Below are 19,560 nucleotides of genomic sequence, written 5' to 3' on the forward strand. Positions count from 1 at the left end.
TGTGTTAGTTGTTAGTTCGATGCGCGGTCGATCGCCTCAAGGATCGTGCGCGTATCGTACGTGAGCAAGTATTTGAGGAACTTCATGACACTCTCCCTTCGGTTTTCATTTACTTTGTTGCCCGTTTGTTAACTTGCTGTTTACTTTAAAGAATTAGTGGGTGAAAGTCAAGCATTTATTTCCACCCACTATCTCGCTTTTATGTTTGGGCAGTTCAGGGTGACTTTTCGGCGCCCCCACTGTTACCCCTGTGACTGGTGTGAAACTGTGCTAGGTTGCAACCATGAACCGCAAAGCTCTCGGAGCCCTCGCCGCCTACTGCTGCGTCGTCATTGCGTTAACAATGTGTAAAGCGTTCTTCCGCATCGGCTACCTCTGGGATCCAGCCAACCAACGCCGCCGCGGCCTCTCGCTGCAACCCCTCGCCGAGCTTCACGACGCCCAATCCTGGTTCGCGCCCCTCTTCGGCTACGGCGGCAACATCGCCTTCTTCATCCCCGTCGGCGTGCTCGCATACGTCGCCTTCCGCGACGCCCGCTGGGCCGTGCTGTTCGGGTTCGGGCTGAGCCTGGCCGTCGAAACGGGACAATACATCTTCTCGCTCGGCTATTCAGATATCGACGACCTCCTCATGAACACCGTGGGCACCCTGGTGGGCGTCGGCATCGCGCGCGCATGCGGCCCGCGCCTGCACACCTTCTGGATCGTGCTCGGCTACGTCGTACCACTCTGCTTCCTCGGCCTCGTGTTCGTCGGCGAGCGCCTCGGCGACCCCTCCAAGGTCACCGAAGTCTACTGACATGCACTAGCCTTGCAACCTATGGATTTCTTGATTGGCGGGGCAGGAATTTTGCTCTCAGCGTTTGCTGTCATGTTCATCTCAGGCTCGACAGGCGCCATCATCGCGGCCGCCAGCGCGATCGTGGGCGTGGTGTTCCTTATTAAAGGTGCGCAGCGCTAGCGCCGCCGCACCAGCTGGACCGCGCTCAACAACACCACCAGGCCGATGGGAATGAGGAACATAAAGAGGTTGATGATCGGCAGGGACATCTCCGCCCGATACTCCTCCCACCGCGCCACCGCCATCGACCCCCACCCGACCACCAGGCACACCGCGGCTAACCACGCCGCCCAGCGCGAGCAGCGCCGTCGATGCCTCCACGATGCCGCACACCAAGGTCATAGTCATGAATTCCACGGAGCTACCGAGCAGGATCTGCGTACCGATCGCCAGCGCGAGGCACACAACCATCGCCGTCGCGTAGGTCCGGAGAATGCTTCGAGGTTCCATGTGCACATGGTACAGAGGTTTGCCGTCCTATCCTTTTGAAAAAGTTCCCAGTTCATCCGCAATTCGGGGAACGATCCCGCCCATCAGCCTAGATTTCGCTGCGTTTCCCCAGTTCGCCGCACCAGAAATCCAAAATCGTTCCCGGACTTGGGAACTTTTCAGTGGCCGCCATACGCGAACAGCACGTCAATCCCTCCGCTACGGACCCAACGCCCCAATCGGCGCAACAATCACACCGTCCGCACGCCTGTGGACCGGACCCCCTGAGGTCACGATGAGCAAAACTGTTTCCTGTTCAAGCTGATCCGCAAACCGTTTAAGCGTATCTGCGGCGTGGTCAAGAATCTCTGGCGTATAGCCAAGCTTCACTTCGACGAGTAAATCAACATCGTCAAAGCTGACTACGGCATCCACTTCGAGCTTTGTATTCAGCCTTGCGTGGTACACCGTCTTGCCAGTCAACGCGCGTAGTTCGTGCACAACGAGCGACTCAAACAGTTGCCCAAAATAGCGGGCATCCTGCATCAGATGATGTGGGCCTCGCTCAAGGACAGCCATGGCGAACGAAGGGTCAGCGAGGTGACGCTTGGGAGACTTTCGCAACGTTGCTTTTGTCCTCAGGTGAGTCGACCAGGCTGGTTGATCCACGGAGACGAAAATCCGAGAAAGTGCGTCAAGGTAGTCACGCGCTGTATCGCGACTCACTTCGACGTCGGTTGCAATCGTCTGTAGGTTAAGCTCTGTCGCGACGGCTCTTGCAATAGAGCGCAAAACTCTACGAACCCGTTCCGAGTCGCGAGTCACATCCCCAACCGTGTGAATGTCTACGCCCGCAACTGTTTGCATGTAGTCGCGGACGTTTTGAATGGCATCTTCCAAAGAAAGATCCACGTTGTAGGGCAGGCCACCACGACACATCCGATTCGCTAAATCCGCAAATGCGAGTGGCGGAGTTGCAAAAGCAGGAGACTTGCCAGCAACGACATCCCGCAAAGATACCGAGCCATCCGATTCGCCCGATTCAAATAGCGTCATGGTCGACATCGTCAATCGCGCAAATCTACCTGCCCCGGAGTGGCGAGTCGCGTTCACCCCAGGCGCTGTCGAGCCTGTGAAAATGAACTGCCCTTTCGCTTTGCGTCGATCAATTTCGTGTCGCGCAAAATCCCACAGGCGAGGATGCAGTTGCCACTCGTCGAAAAGGCGAGGTGCCTCCCCATCGAGCAGCAACCGTGGATCGGTAGCCATCGCCAATGGGACGCTGTGATCGGTTTCAACATTCAAAATGCTTCCCGCTTGTCGGCTTGCCGTCTCTGTTTTCCCGCAGCCTTTTGGTCCCTGGATGAGCACCCCACCTTGCCGCCGAAGCGCTGCCTCTAATTGAGCGTCCGCAATGCGGGCAATATACGAATCCACCATGAGGATAAATCATAGCCATGAACTGCCTATTCCGCACTTTGAAATGGTTTCACTCGTCATTTTGAAATACTTTTACTCGGCAGTTTGGAATGGTTTTACTCGCCACTTTGAAATCCACTCCTACCAAAACCGAAAATCTGCTACAGCCTTGCCCCTGGCCTGGAATACGAGACACGTTGTGCGGTCCCGCTGCCGGGATAGCCGCGCGTAAATCCGCTAACGCCACCGAAGCCATTCCTATCCGCTCGACTGAGAGAGGCTTCATGGCTACGTCTCCATCCTCGGCAGCTCAGGCTGCAGAGAATCGGCCGCTGTCCATTATGTTTGCGGCGGCGCTTGCTGCGTTTATCGCTACGTTTAATGAAACGTTCCTCAACGTCGGCTTCACCAACATCATGGCCGACTTCAACATTGGCGTCTCGACTGTCCAGTGGCTCGCCACGGCATACATGCTGGGCGCGGCCGTCATGACGCCCACCACGGGCTTCGTCTCCGACGGCGACGTGCTCGACGTCATCGGCGACTCCGTCCCGGCGCTCACCACACCGTATGCGCTGCTCGCGCACAACGACTCGACGGAGTTCGGTACCGACGTCACCGTAGTCCTCGACCGGCCAATCGTCTCCATCGCGACCAAGTCCGTCATCACGGTCAACGTCAACAACGACCTCGGGCACATCTCCTCCGTCCTCGCCGATAAACACCTAAAGAAGGCGCTGGTTGTGGCGGATGACGGCACCGTCGTGGGCATCATCAACCGCTCCGACAGCAACCGCTACCTCGTATCGACGTTCGTCGACCCGGTCCCGAGCGCCTAGACAAGGATTGCCCATTAGGCAAGGCATACCTTAGAGTGGTCACGTTAGGTCAGGGAGACCTAACGCGAAATTCTTTAACCACCTACGAAAGGTGCAACCTTGACACTCTTTACCCCTCGCGCCCTGAAGGGGATCGCAGCCACGTTCACTGCGGCGCTCATGCTTGCCAGCTGCTCCACCGGATCAAGCGATTCGACAACCGCTCCCGAAACCTCCAATGCCAACGGGTCAGAGGAGCGCATTGTGACAATGGGTCTCGGCGACGTCGATACGGTCCTTGCGCTCGGTGAACAACCGGTCGGTTACGCCACCTGGCAACAGGAAGGCTCGGGAGACCCTTCCGGACTTGGACCATGGGCCAAGGACAAACTCACAGTCGACCCAAACCCGATCCGGGATACGACCACCGAGTTCAGCACCGACACTGCCGAAAGAGTTGCCTCGCTCAACCCGACAAAGATCATTGCGGTGAACAGTGGTCTCGAAGCTGACAAGAAGGCGCTGCTCGAGCAAATTGCGCCAACTACCTTCCACTCGGATGCATACGAAGATTGGCAAGTGCCGTGGGATGAGCAGATTAAGGAAATCTCCAAGGCGTTGAATAAGGAAGCCGAAGGCGAAAAACTCATCGCCGATTCCGAGCAGGCTTTCCAAGATTTCCGCGAAGCTCACCCTGATTTGCAAGGCAAAACAGCGGTAATCGGCATGCCTTACGACGGAAAGTTTGGCGTATACACCTCGGGCGACGGCCGCGGCTCCTTCATTGAAAAGCTTGGTTTCAAGATCCCAGAGAAGTTCAACGGCGATGGCTCCAGCTTCTTCCTCGACTGGTCGCCTGAAAACTACGTCGACTTCAACGACGTGGACTACCTCTTCGTGCTGGACTATTACGGCGCAATCGATGCGCTGAAGAACGACGAGAATTTCATGGACCTTGATGTCAACAAGCGTGGCGGGGTCTACTGGCTAGACACCGATACCGCCAATGCAATGAGCATGCCGAACCCCCTCACCATCCCGTACGCAATCGAGCAAATCAAAAAGTCGCTCTAGAACACCAGGCGGAAGTGGTGCTTACCGGGGGACAACCAGTGGGCCCCCATTTACCGGGTCGGTTGCCACGACAGCAGGCAGATCAAAAACGCTGTTCAGCAAAGTCTCCGTGACCACCTCGGCAGGCGCACCGACCGCACGAACCTCGCCACGCTGCATCACGATAAGTTGATCCGAGTAGCGTGCTGCGAGGTTCAAATCATGCAACACCATGAGCACGGTTCGCCCCTCTTGATCAGCGAGTCGACGTACGAGCGACAAGACCTCGACGGAGTGAGACAGGTCGAGGTATGTCGTCGGCTCGTCCAAAAACACGAGCGGAGTGTCCTGCGCCAAGACCATCGCGATCCAGGCACGCTGGCGCTGTCCGCCAGAAAGCCGTTCGAGTGGACGATCTGCAAACTCTGCAATATTGGTCAGTTCCATCACCGCATCAACCGCACGCGCATCCTCAGCAGAAGCCTGTCGTAGCCAAGACTGATGCGGGTGGCGTCCGCGGCTGACCAAGTCACGAACCGTCAGTCCCTCGGGGGCGACAGGCGTCTGTGGCAATACTGCTAGCTGACGCGCAATCTCTCGGCGCTTCATTTTCGACGTGTCTACGCCGTTCAGCATTACCGTGCCGCCATCGCGCGCAATAAGCCCTGCTGTAGCTCGCAACAGCGTTGACTTGCCGCAACCGTTGGGGCCGATGATTGTGGTGACACCGCCTTGGAGCACGTCGAGATCAATGCCGTCAACGATGACGGAAGCCCCATAACTCACCTTGAGATTTCGAACCTGAAGCATCATACGGACACCTTTCGTGTTGCGCGTAGCAGTGTGTAGAGCAGTGCTGCGCCACCAATCGCAGTTGTAGCTATGCCCACCGGCAAGTTCCCCGGCACCAGGGTGCGCACTGCTAAGTCTGCGCCAGACACAATCGCCGCGCCAGCGAGCATCGCTGTTCCTAAAGGTGGCGTTGCTGCTTGTGTGATCTTGCGTCCAATCTGTGGCGCAACAAACGCCACAAAAGCTATCGGACCAGACGCCGCGACGGCCACCGATGCCAGCACTACAGCCATGAGCATGAGGATGAGTTGCATATGCCGGGGCTCCACCCCGAGGCCAGCAGCCGTATCCTCCCCGAGCGAGAGCGCCTGCAGATTGAAGGCTGCCCACCGCAAGAACGAAACGACGACTGCCAGCGCAATAAGTACGGCGAGTGCATCGCGCCAGCTAGCAGAACCCACCGAGCCGGTCACCCACGCCTGCGCCTTGCCCACGTCACGATAGTCGGCGCGAACGAGCAGGAACGAGGTATATGCCATCGCCAGTGCATTGATAATGATCCCGGCGAAGACAAGCTGGAAAGACCCGAGACCCGCGCCACGGCTCAGCCACCAGATTGCCGCAGACACTGCTAATCCACCGAGGAACGCACTGAGCGGGACCCCCAGCAGATGCAGCAGCATTCCGGAGCTTCCACCAGCAAGTAACGCAGTCAATGCGAAAGCGGAGGCACCCGAAGTGACGCCCAAGATGTCTGGGCTCGCCAATGGATTCCTCGTGATGGTCTGGAAGATCGCCCCCGCAAAACCAAGCGCAGCTCCTACTCCCAAAGCAGTTACCACCCGCGGCAGACGCCACTGAACAATCACCGTACGAGCCAATTCTGTGGATTGGCCCATGAGCGCAGAAGCGACATCCCGCACCGTAAGCCCGAAGTCCCCGACTATAACGCCGCCAAGGGCCGCGGCGAAAGCCAACACCGCAAGGACACCATTCGTCACGAAAACCCGCATCACAGTTTCGCCCCTTTGCGCAAGAGGTACAGGGCAAATGGGGCACCAACGAAGGCGAGCGTGATGCCCACCTGCAATTCGCCGGGCCTGGCGATGACGCGGCCGATAACGTCGGCAAGCAAAAGCAACGTGGCCCCAGCCAACGCGGAACACGGTAGTACCCAGCGGTAATCGGGCCCCGTGAAGGCGCGCACAAGGTGTGGAACAACCAGACCGACGAACCCGATTGGGCCCGCCCCAGCCACCGCGGCACCCGTGAGCAATGCAACCAGGACGATGCCCACGGCCCGCGAGAGGGGGACGCTCACGCCAAGTGCGCTTGCCACATCGTCTCCCAAGTTCAGGAGGTTCACCCTGTTTGCCATGGCGAAGGCCCCCACTAGTCCGAGGAGAATCACCGGGGCAAGCACCGCGACCACCTGCATGTCACGCCCAGCGATAGCGCCCGCCGTCCAAAACCGCATCTCGTTGAGGCTTTGTGTATTCGTCAGCACGATGCCGCTGGTGAGCGCACTACAAACCGCGCCCAGCGCAGAACCACCGAGCACAACCATGATCGGGCTCGATCCCAGGCTCCTCATACTGAGTGTGAACACGAGCGCCACCGCAAGTATTGCGCCGAGGAATCCCACCCCAACAGTGCCCAACACCGTCATTGAGCCATGAAAGGAAATGGCTGCAGCCACCGCAAGCGCCGCACCAGGGCCTACACCCAGCAAGTTTGTGTCTGCGAGCGGGTTTCGGGTGTGTCCCTGCAGCAACGCCCCCGCTGTGCCCAAGGCTGCCCCCACCAACAGGCCGAGCAGGGTGCGCGGAACCCGAAGCTGTGCAATGATCTTCGCCTCGTCGCTGGAGGCCTCAAGCCTTTCGGCTCCTCCCGAGAATGCCAACACAATTCCGTCGCGAACCGCGCCCAACGTTGCCCCGAAACCCATTTCACGCGCCCCGAACAGAAGAGACACTAATGCCGCGCACACGGTGGAAGCCGCAAGGAAAGCGACAAGCCCTACACGTTTATCCACTTTGTAACCCCGTTATCGCCAATACCCCATAAACGACACGTGGTGGCGAGGCACACCCGCCTCTTTCACCAGGAGCCGCCGCATCGCCGTCACAGCCGTGTTCTTCCCTGCGATCCAGTAATAGGTGTGCCCTGCAGTATCCGACGTGGGACCTATCAATTCTCCACTGCTGGAATACGTGGGTGTCTCCCAGACTTCATCGAGCTGGGCTTCATCCACAAGACCAGGTTCTCCATTTTCCAACGAAGCGGAGGCACAACGGGATCCAACTTCCTGTTTCAGCTGCGCAAGAAGCAAGCCTCCATAGTCGAAGTCCCCCTCTGCACGAAAATGCCACCGGACATCAACCTGTGAAGGGGAGTCGATGGGCAGGTGATTGCCGGCGGGCACCTCGATATCAACCGAACCAGCGAGCCCCTCGGGCCAATCCTCCAGGATACGAGCCATTGCAGGCAACGCGGTTTCATCGCCGTAAAGACGGGCAATCCCAGCAGATCCGGGGTTAAATTCAATACCAACACCGGAATCATCGTCGCGGGTTGGTCCAATAATCAGCAGCTGCTGTCCAGGGTGAGCGTCTTGTGCCCACGCCGAGGCGGGACCGGGACTATCGCTGTGCAAAACAAAATCCACATCCACTTCGTCAGGGCTGTCAGCACTTCGCCGGAACTCCCGAATGGAATAGGTACGCAGGTGTCCGCGCGTGTGCTCCGGCATCGCACGCCATGTGTCCCACCACCCCTCTTCGGGAAGCTCGAACAGACCGCTGGCAGGCGGGATCAGCAGCTTGATACGCAAATCTCTGATCGGAACGGCGGGCCCCATGGCGTCGATCCCGGTGAACGTCACCCGCTGGAAACTCGGCGCAATACGTTCACTCCGGACGACGGTTGCAAGAAAAGACCTAAAACTCACCCCGTAAATTATATAGGCTTGCCTAACCTATAGAAAGTGTGAAGCGCGCAGTCCCCTAGCGCCCGCGTAGCTGGAGTCGGCTAGCCACCTTCAAAGCAGGTGACAGCAGGGGCATCATCAACCGCTACCTCGTATCGACGTTCGTCGACCCGGCGAAGTAAAAGGCGGATACATTCTCTTTAGCGATGGGTAGGACGCACTGATCGGAACCGGTTTGGTGCTTGTCCGACGCAAGCGGCCCTGAGCTTCCCTGTCACCAGGAGTGAGCGCGCTCGTTGTTCATATCGTCGTCGGCACCCATCCATTAAGCTCTGACACAGTGATTTCGACCCGCCATTTCGTCTGAAGGGAATAACATGCGCAGGCCTTACTACAGGACATCACGCGGACGCGTCATTGCAGGGGTCTGTGCAGGGCTCGCAGAACGCTACGGTCGCAGCCCAGACACAATCCGTTGGTGGTATGCAGTAGCGCAACTATTTAGCTTGCCCGCCATTGCCACCTATATCCTCCAGTGGTTGTTGTATCCGCTCGACGATAACCCTGAGCCGCCGGAAACTGAGCAACCTGCAAGCTGACCAGCCAAGAGACGAGGTGGCGTGCCAGGTACCGCGCGCCACCGAATCTATCGGCAACGTCCTACACGTACAGGTGCAGTCCCGTACATTTATGGCATACCTATTAGTAGCTACATGCCGCTAGGTGTTTCCACATGTTTCATTTCCTTCCGTTACTAGCCATCCTTCTCGACTACTTCCTCGAAGTTCCGGATACAGCATCGGAGCCTGAATCACTGATAGGAAGCATCATCAGCACCTTCGGGCCATTTTCCGCGTTGGTGTTTGGAATAGTGGCACTGCTCTTGCGGCCGCTACCTCGGAAGTTTGCTGTTATCTCCAGCGCAGCCGGCCTGCTAGGTCTCATCGCAATCATTGTGCCCATGGTCCTGGCCCCCAGCCCAGAATCGTTTATACACGTTTGGATTCCGCTTCCGGCAGGGTTACTGCTCGCAGGAATCTACGTCCTCATCATTTCCCACATAGAGCAGGCCAATCCCGTGTTAGTACTTCGTCAAGACACGAGCAGGCTATCGATGCCCGGCGCGATCACGGCCGCTTTTCTCATTCTTACTGCGGGGCGGCTACTCACTGCCCATGCGTGGCCGTCCCCGGAGGCAATCTTGGTAGGCACCGTCTGTACCCTGGCCACGCTCGCGTTTTATGAGATGAATTGGAAGTACCTGGTTGGCGCTGTGGTCATTATCCAAGCTGCGCAAATGTTTTATTCCGTACTCCCGGTCGAGGCATACATGCTCTACGAGGTGCAGCTTGCCATCAAGGTTGCTTGCATTCTCGAGATTATCCGAGCAGGCACCCGCGAACATCTGCTGAAGCAAGCATCGCGCAGCGAATCCCCGCGCAGCTGCTGAGGAAAAACGTGTAAGCGTGGCTTGTGCGTTCCGGCGGATCTGCACCGATCAGATCGATAGCACTACCCGCTCATAGTCTTCTACCAGCACGTTCGGCACTTTGAAATGGTTTCACTCGTCATTTTGGAGGTCCATCCCCACCGACAGCACAAAGCCCTCAACCGAGCGCCCATGCCACTTCGCCCTGACAGATGCTCTAGACACTGCCATCATGCCCAGGCTGGCAATTGTTCACCCATTCGGTACAGATGGTGAGGCAATCATTGGGAGCAGGTGCGCTTTCCACCTATCCTTTGATGTTGCCTCAAATAGCAAAGGATAGATGTCTAAGTTTATAGGTTGGGTACGACATCACAACTTTGCATGCTAACTTATGACGTATGGTGTGGCCGAGTGTGACTTATGAGACTTTGCCGTGGCAGGCTGCAACCGAGAATATTTCGCGTCGGGCGCAGCTACGTACGCCGCGAGAGTACGAGAGCGCCATAGTCCCGCGCATCGCTGACGAGGAATTGCAGCTACGCCCTGAAACGCTTGCAGCCGCGGATCGAGCAACCATCGCGGTGACGCGTTTCGACGCCACACACGCCACAGACCTCATTCCTTTTATCCCACTTTTGTTGCGCAGTGAAGCCGTCGCATCGAGTAGAATTGAACAGCTTACCTCTTCGTCTCGCAAGATATTTGAAGCGGAACTTTCTGGTTCGGGGTCGGCCAATGCAAAGCTGATCGTGGCGAATGTTCGACAGATGCAACGGGCGATTGCAGTTGATACAGCAACAACTGAAACGTTGTTGGCAATGCACAGTGTGCTTCTGCAGGACGCTGCACCGAGGATCGCAGGTCGACTGCGCGAGCAGCCGGTGTGGATCGGTGGACCGGACAACCACCACCCGGGCGGTGCATTGTTCGTTCCACCGCACCACGATCATGTACCGGAGCTGTTGGCGGATCTGGACAGGTTCATGTCGCGCCGCGACATCCCAGCGTTAGCGCAGGCCGCGATCGCACACGCTCAATTGGAAACCATCCATCCCTTCGCGAACGGAAACGGGAGGACAGGGAGAGCCCTCGTTCATGTGCTGCTGAAAACCCACGGCATCAGTGTCAATGGGTCGGTGCCGATCTCTGCAGGTTTGCTGTCCCATATTGATGACTACTTTGCCGCGCTGGACGCATACCGGCAAGGTGACGCCGACCAAATCGTCAACCTTTTCGCAGCAAGTGCGCTCGAAGCCGTCGAGTACGGCACGTGGATCGCAGATGAACTGAATACGCTGCTGGATGAGTGGAAACAACAGTTGACGGCACGCTCCGATGCCCTTGTATGGAGAGTGCTCCCGTTGTTGTTGCAGCGGCCGGTAATCACCACGCGGATTGTGGTAGAGGAATTAGGAGCGACGCAGACCTCAGCAGGAAATGCGCTCGAAGCACTCGCGCAGGCCGGCATCGTTACCGGAGCACAGCTGGACAGACGCACCCGCGCCTGGCGAGCCCCCGACGTGTTGGATTTGCTCGATGAGTTCGCCGAGCGGAGGCGACGCACTTGAGGCGCAGAGCTCGGCGCCGCGATGCCTTCGGCAAGAATCACTTGGTTGACTTTGATGGCAACGGCGACGCTGGCATGCATCGCGCTTATCGTGGCGGGGATTGCCCCGAATATCTTGTGGGCCACGCTGGTGGGCGCAGCCGCTGGCTGCCTGGTACGCATCACCGATAGGAAGAAGCCGTAGCGTAGGGCCAAGAGCGACCCGCGCACCAAATCCCCGAATTTCGGTTGGGCGCCGAGACGTTTCCCCAGGTCGCGCGAAGTCGACGCGGGAATTTGGTGCGCGTACAAGAGAAAGAGTGCCAATAGACACAACCCGAATTACCCTAGACATTCAAACTAGCGGGTAAGAAATGTTCTAGATATAAACGGGTGCGTCCTTTGGCACTCACCCCTCAAGACCCCGCCGAAACCCCAAGCGAACCCCTAGTGCCCACGCTTCTGGTCCAGCGGCTCGCCGTCCTCGAAGTGGGGGCGCAGGTGGTTGTCGAATAGGGACAGGGCAGCACCGATTGCCATGTGCATGTCCAGGTACTGGTAGGTGCCCAGGCGGCCGCCGAACAGGACGCCGTTCTTGCGGGATTCCTCGGCGGCGAGTTCGCGGTATTTCAGCAGCTTGGCGCGGTCTTCGGGGGTGTTGATTGGGTAGTACACCTCGTCGTCGTCGGTGGCGAAGCGGGAATACTCCTTCACGATCACCGTCTTGTCCGTTGGGTACTCGGTGCGCTCTGGATGGAAGTGGCGGAACTCGTGGATGCGGGTGTAGGGGACGTCGGCGTCGTTGTAGTTCATCACCGAGGTGCCCTGGAAGTCGCCTGTGTCCAGTACTTCCTGTTCGAAGTCGAGGGTGCGCCAACCGAGGTGGCCTTCGGCGTAGTCGAAGTAGCGATCGAGCGGCCCGGTGTAGACCACTGGGATCCCTTCGAATTCGTCGCGGATGTCGAACCAGTCGGTATCGAGGCGGACGTCGATAAGTTCGTGATCGGCCAAATTTTCGAGCCAGGCGGCGTAGCCGTCGACGGGCAGGCCTTCGTACTTGTCGTTGAAGTAGCGGTTGTTGAAGGTGTAACGAACTGGCAGGCGGGAGATGATTTCCGGCGGCAGTTCGGTCGGGTCGGTCTGCCACTGCTTGGCGGTGTAGTGCTTCACGAACGCCTCGTACAGCGGCTTGCCGATCAGCGCGATGCCACGCTCTTCGAGGTTCGTAGCCTCGGCGGGATCGCGGCCCTCGCGCTGCTCCTCGATCAGCTTGCGGGCCTCGTCCGGCGAGTAGTACTTGCCAAAGAACTGGTTGATCAGGCCCAGGCCCATTGGGAACTGGTAGGCGGTGCCGTCGTGCATCGCGAAGACGCGGTGCTGGTAGTCGGTAAAGGAGGTGAAGCGGTTGACGTACTCCCACACGCGCTCGTTGGAGGTGTGGAACAGGTGCGCACCGTACTTGTGCACCTCAATGCCGGTTTCCGGCTCCTTTTCGGAGTAGGCGTTGCCGCCGATGTGGTTGCGCTTCTCCACCACGAGCACCCGCTTACCCAGCTCGCTGGCGGCCTGCTCTGCCACGGTGAGGCCGAAGAATCCGGATCCAACAACAATGAGGTCGTAAGTCATACGGCCATTTTGTCACATTTCTTTTCGACGCCCCTCCGCACGACACGCCAAGCCTCAAGAATCACTTGAGACTTTAACTTGCACTACACTTCACTGGAGTAACCTTTATCCCTATAGCCACAGGAGTTAAAACGTGCAACAGCGGAAGCGCCTGAATGGGCAATCCTCCAGGATGCGCCCTCTGATGGCTGCGGTGATGTCCGTGGCCCTCGTTGTCGCCGGAGCGTTCGGCGGCAACCACATTGTCCAGGTCCAGTCGGCGGCCCCGGCGCAGATGGACGTCTATAACGCCAGCGAGTCCTTCGCCAAGGGTGCGAATATCACCGTGGATGACGCAGCGGTGCGCACCCAGGGTGAGGAGACCGAGGAGCGTCGTGTGGTCAAGGAGTTCACCCGCGACCGCGAGTTCACGCTGTTTGGCCTGACGTGGAAGGGCGACCGCGACATCGTCGCCTACGTGCGTGCCCAGCGTGCCGACGGCAGCTGGACGGAGTGGTTCGAGATGGATCCGCTCGATGCCGCACCGGGGACGGACACATTCGGCACCGAGCCAATCTTCGTGGAGCCGACGAAGCGCGTCCAAGTTTCCACAGGCAACGTCGACCTCTTGGAGAACGGCCGCCCAGCATCCCAGGCGCCGACCACCGCGAACGACATCCAGGCCGTATTTATCGACGGCGGCACCGGCACCGTCAACGACAACATCAAGCCAGTCGTCGACTCCTACACCTACGGGATGCCGAAGGTCATCACCCGCGCGCAGTGGGGTGCAGGCAAGAACAGCAACCCGACGTACACCGCGCCGGTCACGGCCGCGACGGTCCACCATACCGCTGGTTCCAACAACTACACCGAGGCGCAGGCGCCGGGCATCGTCCGCGGCATCTGGAACTACCACACCTACACCCTGGGCTGGGGCGATGTGGGCTACAACGCCATGGTCGATAAGTACGGCAACATCTACGAGGGCCGGTACGGCGGGCTCGACCGCGCGGTCCAGGGCGCGCACGTGGGTGGCTTCAACCAGAACACCTGGGGCGTGTCCGTGCTGGGCAACTACCAGACCGCGGTGCCGACGCGTGCGTCGCTGCAGGCGCTGGGCGACATCATCGGCTGGAAGGCTGCTGTCTCCGGGTTCGACCCGATGGGTTCGAGCTACCACTACGCTGACTTCGATTTCAAGGGCAGCAAGTACCGCGCCGGCCAGGGCGGGATGTTCCCGAACATCAACGCGCACCGGGACTTCCACTACAACGAGTGCCCAGGCCAGAACCTGTACAACCAGATGGGCACGGTGCGCACAATCGCGAACACGAAGTACCGCGCGCTGAAGAACTCTTCCGAGTTCACCCCACCGGGTGATTACGCGGGTCCAGCCACCGACACCACGGTCGGCGACCTGCTCGACGCACTGGGCTCCGGGAAGAAGGAGTCAGGCACCGTCACGAACCCTGACGGAACCACGACCCAGGTGACCAACTCGGGCTCCTCCGACAACATTTCCCTGTCGGGGATTGCCTCGGGTGACGCGGTGGCGATCGCAGCGGCCGTCGGCACCTTGGCTGGCCTGATCTTCCTGTACGCGAAGGCGAACGACCTGCTGCCGGGCGGAATCCAGAACCTGTCCGGTGTGGAGATCGCTCCGGGGCTGACGCTGCAGCAGATCGCCCCATACATCGAGCCGATGCTGAAGTTCGCTGGCCAGAACGACCTGGCTGCGGTGTGGAAGCAGTTCGAGCCGACGCTCGGCGCCGTCATCGGTGGCGTCGGCGGCGTGGGCGGCAACGACTTCGGCTTCTTCCAGAACGGCATCGCCGTGCGCAACGCGAAGGGCGAAGCGTTCACGATGTTCACGAAGATCGCGAACGCCTGGCTCCAACAAGGTCTCGACGCCGGCCCGCTCGGCCTGCCGGTCAACTCCGAGCACCCGATTGGCGACGGCCTCTTCCGCGTCGACTTCCAAGGCGGCGACATCACATACAACCAGCACACCAACACCATCAACATTGGCGTGCACTAGCAACAGCTAGCGGCTAGGCAAGGTTATAGGAACGGCGTACCGCATCTTCCCACGCGGCGACAAGCACTTCGCGAGTCGCCGCGTTTGCCGTATCTTCCCAGGTTGTGGGCGTGCCGAGGGAGAGTGGGGCGTCGAGAAGCCCGGCGCCCATCCCCGCTGCCGACGCCGCCCCCATGACCGTGGTTTCGATGTTGCCGGGGCGCACGACGCGGGTGCCCAGGATGTCGGCCTGCATCTGCATGAGCAGGTCGTTGGAGGTCATGCCGCCGTCGACGCGCAGCTCGCGCAGTTCGACGCCCATCGCTTCGACGACCTCGCGGGTCTGTAGGCATGTTGCTTCGAGGGCGGCGCGCGCGATGTGGCGGCGGTCCACGAAGCGGGTCAGACCGGTGATGACGCCGCGGGCGGGTCCTTTTATCACTCTTGGTGTGTGTAAGAGAACGGGGGTGCGGAAGGTTGTGCGCGGGCCAATTTTTCCAGCAGGCGGCGTACGCGGCGACGGGCGTGGACTTGTTGTTTGTGACCCCACCACACACAGGGCACATCCACCACCAACACCTCCGCCTTGCCGACGACGAACCCCTGTCTCTAATACACATCGAGAAGTGTATAGGAGACGGGGTCAGACCGGTGATGACGCCGCGGGCGTCCGGGCGCCAGCGCGGCGCGAACAGCCCGGAGAACGCAGGCACGATGACGACGCCGCCGCTGTCCGGGACCTCGCTGGCGAGTTTCTCGGATTCGGCGGCGGTGCGCAGGATCCCGAGCTGGTCGCGAAGCCACTGGATGAGCGATCCGCCCACCGCGACGGAGCCCTCCAGGGCGTAGACGGCAGGCTGCCCGGCGCGCTGGTAGGCAACGGTGCTGAGCATTCCGGTCTCGCTGAAGGTGGGCGTGGTGCCGGTGTTGAGCAGCATGAACAGGCCGGTGCCGTAGGTCATCTTCGCAGCACCCTCTTCGAGGCCGCCTTGGCCGAAGAGCGCCGACTGCTGGTCGCCGAGCACGCCGCAAATGGGCACGTTGGCCAGCGGACCCCGGTTGCGGACCTGGCCGAAGTCGCCGACGGACGGGCGGATCTCCGGCAGGATTTCGGGCGGCACGCCGATGGCTTCGCACAGGTCGGGGTCCCACTGGAGGGTTTCCAGGTCCATCAGGAGGGTGCGGCTGGCGTTCGTGACGTCGGTGACGTGCAGTGCGTTGTCAGGGTCGCGCTGGCCGCCGGTGAGGTTCCAGATCAGCCAGGTATCCATGGTGCCGGCGAGCAGCTCGCCACGGGCAGCACGCTCGCGGGCGCCGTCGACGTGGTCGAGGATCCAGGCCCACTTCGGCCCGGCCGGGTACGAGTTGCGCAGCAGCCCGGTGGTGGCCTGGAACTCGGTGGCGTCGCCGTCGTAGGAGGTGCGGGTGTCCTGCCACACGATGGCGTTGTAGATGGGCATGCCGGTTGCGCGTTCCCAGATGACGGCGGTTTCACGCTGGTTGGTCAGGCCCAAAGTGGCGATGGCGGCTTCGTCGATATCTGCGCTGGCCACGGCGTCGCTCATGGCGCGGCGCGTGTTGCGCCAGATCTCGAGTGGGTCGTGCTCGACCCAGCCTTCGCGCGGCAGGATCTGCCGGTGCTCGAACTGCGCCTGCGCGATCACCTTGCCGCCCGTAGTGGCGACTACGAACCGGGTTGATGTTGTGCCTTGATCAATAGCCGCCAGCAACGTCATGAGTTAAAACCAGTGCTCCAGTACTTGTGCCACGCCGTCTTCATCATTCGATGCGGTCACAATATCAGCGGCGTCCTTCACCGCGTCCGTCGCGTTGCCCATGGCAACGCCCATGCCGGCCCACGCCAGCATCTCAACATCGTTTTGCATGTCGCCGAACGCCACCACCTGAGACGGGTCGATCCCGTATTGGGCCGCCAGGTAGGAAACACCTGCCGCCTTGGTCACGCCGGGGCGCGAGAACTCGAGCAGCCCCTCCTCCATGGAGTAGGTCACGTGCGCGATGTCCTGGTCGATCTCGGGGGCGATCATGTCGAACATCTCTGCTGCCATCAGGTCCGGGCAGCGCACGAGCAGCTTCGCCGCAGGTTCTGCCAGCAGCTCCTCGACGTGGACGACGCCGAAGCGGGCGTCCCAGGCGTCCGGGTTGTACTCCGGCGTGATCAGGAAGCACTCTTCCTCCGGGTCGAGCGCGCTCTGGCTCAGCCGTTCCACCCCGTAGCCCACGGTCACGTCGGCTTCCCCCATCACCTTTTCGACGACCTCCACGGTCTCCTGCATACTCTCCGGGGACAGCGCGAAGGATTTCACCACTTCGTCGTGTTCTGGGTCGTAGATGACGGCGCCGTTGGCGGCCACACAGACCGGCTCGAACGGCAGCTGCTCGAGCACCGGCAGCAGCCAGCGGTGGGGGCGCCCGGTGGCCAGCCCGAACTTGGTTCCGCCGCGCACAGCCCGCGCGACGACCTCCAGCAGACGAGGTGTCACCCGTCCGTAGGAGTTGAGGAATGTGCCATCGATGTCACTGATGATCAGGCTGGGGGCGTTCATGTTATTTCCCTTTCTTTGCCTCGCGTTCTTTTCGGCGAATTTCGGCTGCTTCTTCAAGAGTCGGTGCGCTCCCTCCGAGCGAGGCCGGCATCCATGGCTCGCCGGGCTCGAAGGGTCCGAAGCGCGTTTCGTATTCGGCGCGGGTGGTCTCCAGCATGGCTTCCATCGCTGCCTTGAGCCTACCCGTGGCTTCTTCAACGGTGCCGTCGACAGCAACGGGTTCCCCGTAGCGGATGATGACCGGAATGCCCGAGCGTCCGAGCCGTTTCGGCTGGTCTTTGGTCCACAGGCGCTGGGAGCCCCAGATCACGCAGGGCACGAGCGGCACTCCGGCCTGGCGAGCGATGCGCACGGCGCCCGTCTTAAAGTCCGCAATCTCGAAGGAGCGCGAAATCGTGCCCTCCGGGAAGATGCCGACGATCGCCCCTTCGCGCAGGGCGGCAACGGCGGCGTCGATAGCCCCGGCGCCCGCCGAGCGGTCCACAGGGACGTGCCCCATGTTGCGCAGCAGCCACCGCAGCACCGGAATGCCGAAGACTTCCTTCTTCGCCATGAACCGCACCAGGCGCTCCCCGCGCAGGTACGGGCCAATGCCCGCCAGCATGAAGTCAAGGTAGCCGGTGTGGTTGATCGCCAGCATCGCCCCGCCGTCCAGCGGGACGTGCTCGAGGCCGTGGACCGTCGCCTTCGTCCCGGCGAACCGGAAGTAGCGCTTTGCCGCGCGCACAATCCGCTGGTAGAAGCGGTTCTGCATATCACCGCTGTGCGGCCGCGGGGCGGTATAGCCGTCTGCTACTTCAAACAGTCCATCAATCGTGCGCATTAGGGAACCAGTACGTCCTTCCCAACCCACGGGCGCAGCGCCTCAGGCACCTTCACGGAGCCGTCGGCCTGCTGGTTGTTCTCGAGGATGGCGACGAGCCAGCGCGTCGTCGCGAGCGTGCCGTTCAAGGTGGCGGCGGTCTGGGTCTTGCCGTTCTCGTCGCGGTAGCGGATGGACAGGCGGCGCGCCTGGAACGTGGTGCAGTTCGAGGTCGACGTCAGCTCGCGGTACGTATCTTGCGACGGCACCCACGCCTCGGTGTCGAACTTGCGTGCAGCGGACGAGCCGAGGTCACCAGCGGCGACGTCGATAATGCGGTACGGCACCTCGACTGCGGCGAGCATCTCGCGCTCGAGTCCGAGCAGCTTCTGGTGCATCTCTTCGGCGTCCTCAGGCTTGCAGTACGCGAACATCTCCAGCTTGTCGAACTGGTGGACGCGCAGGATACCGCGGGTGTCCTTGCCATAGGAGCCGGCCTCGCGGCGGAAGCAGCTGGACCAGCCGGCATAGAGCAGCGGGCCGTCCGAGAGGTCAATAATTTCGTCGGTGTGGTAGCCGGCCAGCGCCACCTCAGAGGTGCCAACCAGGTAAAGGTCGTCGCGCTCGAGGTAGTAGATCTCCTCGTCATGCTCGTCAAGGAAACCAGTACCCTGCATGACGTCCGGGCGGACCAGGACAGGCGGGATCATGACCTTGAAGCCGGCCTCGCGGGCTTTCTGCGCGGCGAGCATCATCATACCCAGCTGCATCCAGGCGCCGTCGCCGACCAGGTAGTAGAAGCGCGCACCGCCAACCTTGGTGCCACGCTTCATGTCAATAATCCCGAGGTTCTCACCCAGCTCGAGGTGGTCCTTCACCTCAAAGTCGAAGGTCGGGACCTCGCCGACGTGCTCGAGGACCACGAAGTCCTCCTCGCCGCCAGCCGGTGCGCCCTGGATCGGGTTCGGGATCTTGTACTGCAAGTCCTGCACGGCCTGCTCTGCCTCAGCCTGCTTGGCCTCGGCGGCCTTCACCTTAGCCTTGAGTTCGTTCGAGCCCTCGAGCAGCGCCGGGCGCTCCTCCGGGGAAGCCTGGCCGATCTTCTTGCCGAAGGCTTTCTGTTCCGCACGCAGCTCATCTGCTGCCTGGATAGCCTCGCGGCGCTGCTCGTCGGCGGCTAGCAGCTGATCGACGAGGGAGGGATCCTCGCCACGGGCGGTTTGGGACTCTCGGACGTCGTTTGCATTCTCGCGCAGAAATTTCAGATCAATCACGCCCACAACTCTACCCGGTTCCGCCCCTCGATA

General features: G+C 60.5%; 18 protein-coding genes and 2 pseudogenes. 8 read left to right on the forward strand and 12 right to left on the reverse strand.

All coding sequences use genetic code 11. The features are described 5' to 3' along the window. The first annotated feature begins 283 nt into the window (after nt 1-283). Entirely contained in the window at nt 284-799 is a 516-nt protein-coding gene (locus BQ4436_RS04505; RefSeq protein WP_070479666.1) for a VanZ family protein, read from the forward strand. An 81-nt stretch (nt 800-880) separates the two neighbouring features. Here the strand turns inward: BQ4436_RS04505 and BQ4436_RS11980 are convergent, their stop codons facing one another. Together BQ4436_RS11980 and BQ4436_RS04510 are read right to left on the reverse strand one after the other, a co-directional pair. Further along, on the reverse strand, nt 881-1,291 hold the full coding sequence (locus tag BQ4436_RS11980) for a hypothetical protein (protein WP_143000813.1): 411 nt from the start codon (nt 1,289-1,291) through the stop codon (nt 881-883). Between the two features lie 198 nt (nt 1,292-1,489). Next, nucleotides 1,490-2,710, reverse strand: a complete 1,221-nt coding sequence (locus BQ4436_RS04510) for an ATP-binding protein (protein ID WP_070975643.1) — start codon at nt 2,708-2,710, stop codon at nt 1,490-1,492. 263 nt (nt 2,711-2,973) lie between these two features. Here BQ4436_RS04510 and BQ4436_RS12205 point away from each other — a divergent pair, with 263 nt between their 5' ends. Next, nucleotides 2,974-3,528 (forward strand): CBS domain-containing protein, encoded by a 555-nt coding sequence (locus tag BQ4436_RS12205; protein WP_176754809.1) that lies wholly within the window; start codon nt 2,974-2,976, stop codon nt 3,526-3,528. A gap of 99 nt (nt 3,529-3,627) precedes the next feature. Further along, nucleotides 3,628-4,581, forward strand: coding sequence for an iron-siderophore ABC transporter substrate-binding protein (locus tag BQ4436_RS04520; RefSeq protein ID WP_255366123.1), 954 nt, complete (start codon nt 3,628-3,630; stop codon nt 4,579-4,581). A gap of 21 nt (nt 4,582-4,602) precedes the next feature. On the opposite strand, the gene BQ4436_RS04525 is transcribed toward BQ4436_RS04520, so the two are convergent. Genes BQ4436_RS04525 through BQ4436_RS04540 form a run of 4 tightly spaced genes read right to left on the reverse strand, consistent with a single transcriptional unit; the run spans nt 4,603 to nt 8,302 of the window. Then, nucleotides 4,603-5,373, reverse strand: a complete 771-nt coding sequence (locus tag BQ4436_RS04525; protein ID WP_070975645.1) for an ABC transporter ATP-binding protein — start codon at nt 5,371-5,373, stop codon at nt 4,603-4,605. Then, complete coding sequence (locus tag BQ4436_RS04530; protein WP_083329430.1) at nt 5,370-6,365, reverse strand: FecCD family ABC transporter permease; 996 nt, start codon at nt 6,363-6,365, stop codon at nt 5,370-5,372. The genes BQ4436_RS04525 and BQ4436_RS04530 overlap by 4 nt, the downstream gene beginning before the upstream one ends. Then, complete coding sequence (locus BQ4436_RS04535) at nt 6,365-7,387, reverse strand: FecCD family ABC transporter permease (RefSeq protein ID WP_070975646.1); 1,023 nt, start codon at nt 7,385-7,387, stop codon at nt 6,365-6,367. The genes BQ4436_RS04530 and BQ4436_RS04535 overlap by 1 nt, the downstream gene beginning before the upstream one ends. Nucleotides 7,388-7,399: 12 nt before the next feature. Next, complete coding sequence (locus tag BQ4436_RS04540) at nt 7,400-8,302, reverse strand: siderophore-interacting protein (RefSeq protein WP_070361765.1); 903 nt, start codon at nt 8,300-8,302, stop codon at nt 7,400-7,402. 356 nt (nt 8,303-8,658) lie between these two features. On the opposite strand from BQ4436_RS04540, the gene BQ4436_RS11615 reads away from it, so the two are divergent. The 4 genes from BQ4436_RS11615 to BQ4436_RS12210 all read left to right on the forward strand — a co-directional run bounded on the left by BQ4436_RS11615 (nt 8,659) and on the right by BQ4436_RS12210 (nt 11,464). Further along, entirely contained in the window at nt 8,659-8,880 is a 222-nt protein-coding gene (locus tag BQ4436_RS11615; protein ID WP_083329431.1) for a PspC domain-containing protein, read from the forward strand. A 134-nt stretch (nt 8,881-9,014) separates the two neighbouring features. Beyond that, nucleotides 9,015-9,731: a hypothetical protein gene (locus BQ4436_RS04545; protein ID WP_070975647.1), complete on the forward strand. Its 717-nt coding sequence runs from the start codon at nt 9,015-9,017 to the stop codon at nt 9,729-9,731. A gap of 395 nt (nt 9,732-10,126) precedes the next feature. Next, on the forward strand, nt 10,127-11,281 hold the full coding sequence (locus tag BQ4436_RS04550) for a Fic family protein (RefSeq protein ID WP_255366124.1): 1,155 nt from the start codon (nt 10,127-10,129) through the stop codon (nt 11,279-11,281). Nucleotides 11,282-11,326: 45 nt separating this feature from the next. Then, entirely contained in the window at nt 11,327-11,464 is a 138-nt protein-coding gene (locus tag BQ4436_RS12210; RefSeq protein ID WP_176754810.1) for a hypothetical protein, read from the forward strand. A gap of 242 nt (nt 11,465-11,706) precedes the next feature. On the opposite strand, the gene glf is transcribed toward BQ4436_RS12210, so the two are convergent. After that, the gene (glf, locus tag BQ4436_RS04555) at nt 11,707-12,885 is read right to left on the reverse strand and encodes a UDP-galactopyranose mutase (RefSeq protein ID WP_070975649.1); all 1,179 of its coding nucleotides are present in this window, start codon (nt 12,883-12,885) and stop codon (nt 11,707-11,709) included. A gap of 133 nt (nt 12,886-13,018) precedes the next feature. Between glf and BQ4436_RS04560 the strand changes: the two genes are divergently transcribed. Then, complete coding sequence (locus BQ4436_RS04560; protein WP_070975650.1) at nt 13,019-14,905, forward strand: N-acetylmuramoyl-L-alanine amidase; 1,887 nt, start codon at nt 13,019-13,021, stop codon at nt 14,903-14,905. 139 nt (nt 14,906-15,044) lie between these two features. Here BQ4436_RS04560 and BQ4436_RS11620 read toward each other — a convergent pair. The 5 genes and pseudogenes from BQ4436_RS11620 to serS all read right to left on the reverse strand — a co-directional run. After that, nucleotides 15,045-15,311: pseudogene (locus BQ4436_RS11620) on the reverse strand (FGGY-family carbohydrate kinase); the annotation flags it as partial. Nucleotides 15,312-15,537: 226 nt separating this feature from the next. After that, nucleotides 15,538-16,620: pseudogene (locus tag BQ4436_RS04565) on the reverse strand (FGGY family carbohydrate kinase); the annotation flags it as partial. 3 nt (nt 16,621-16,623) lie between these two features. Beyond that, entirely contained in the window at nt 16,624-17,451 is an 828-nt protein-coding gene (locus tag BQ4436_RS04570) for an HAD family hydrolase (protein WP_070361759.1), read from the reverse strand. 1 nt (nt 17,452) lies between these two features. Further along, nucleotides 17,453-18,274 (reverse strand): lysophospholipid acyltransferase family protein, encoded by an 822-nt coding sequence (locus tag BQ4436_RS04575; protein WP_070361758.1) that lies wholly within the window; start codon nt 18,272-18,274, stop codon nt 17,453-17,455. Continuing rightward, nucleotides 18,274-19,527 carry a serine--tRNA ligase gene (gene serS / locus BQ4436_RS04580; protein ID WP_070361757.1) on the reverse strand — a complete coding sequence of 418 codons (1,254 nt, stop codon included), beginning with the start codon at nt 19,525-19,527 and terminating at the stop codon, nt 18,274-18,276. Before serS ends, BQ4436_RS04575 begins: the two co-directional genes overlap by 1 nt. Nucleotides 19,528-19,560 lie beyond the last annotated feature (33 nt).

Source organism: Corynebacterium sp. MC3 (assembly GCF_900099485.1).
Lineage (GTDB): Bacteria > Actinomycetota > Actinomycetes > Mycobacteriales > Mycobacteriaceae > Corynebacterium > Corynebacterium pseudogenitalium.

What these genes read in the sequence shown, in the direction of transcription:
- BQ4436_RS04505 (WP_070479666.1), top strand. Translation starts at nt 284, where the DNA reads ATGAACCGCAAAGCTCTCGGAGCCCTCGCCGCCTACTGCTGCGTCGTC.
- BQ4436_RS11980 (WP_143000813.1), bottom strand. Translation starts at nt 1,291, where the DNA reads ATGGAACCTCGAAGCATTCTCCGGACCTACGCGACGGCGATGGTTGTG.
- BQ4436_RS04510 (WP_070975643.1), bottom strand. Translation starts at nt 2,710, where the DNA reads ATGGTGGATTCGTATATTGCCCGCATTGCGGACGCTCAATTAGAGGCA.
- BQ4436_RS12205 (WP_176754809.1), top strand. Translation starts at nt 2,974, where the DNA reads ATGGCTACGTCTCCATCCTCGGCAGCTCAGGCTGCAGAGAATCGGCCG.
- BQ4436_RS04525 (WP_070975645.1), bottom strand. Translation starts at nt 5,373, where the DNA reads ATGATGCTTCAGGTTCGAAATCTCAAGGTGAGTTATGGGGCTTCCGTC.
- BQ4436_RS04530 (WP_083329430.1), bottom strand. Translation starts at nt 6,365, where the DNA reads ATGCGGGTTTTCGTGACGAATGGTGTCCTTGCGGTGTTGGCTTTCGCC.
- BQ4436_RS11615 (WP_083329431.1), top strand. Translation starts at nt 8,659, where the DNA reads ATGCGCAGGCCTTACTACAGGACATCACGCGGACGCGTCATTGCAGGG.
- BQ4436_RS04545 (WP_070975647.1), top strand. Translation starts at nt 9,015, where the DNA reads ATGTTTCATTTCCTTCCGTTACTAGCCATCCTTCTCGACTACTTCCTC.
- glf (WP_070975649.1), bottom strand. Translation starts at nt 12,885, where the DNA reads ATGACTTACGACCTCATTGTTGTTGGATCCGGATTCTTCGGCCTCACC.
- BQ4436_RS04570 (WP_070361759.1), bottom strand. Translation starts at nt 17,451, where the DNA reads ATGAACGCCCCCAGCCTGATCATCAGTGACATCGATGGCACATTCCTC.
- BQ4436_RS04575 (WP_070361758.1), bottom strand. Translation starts at nt 18,274, where the DNA reads ATGCGCACGATTGATGGACTGTTTGAAGTAGCAGACGGCTATACCGCC.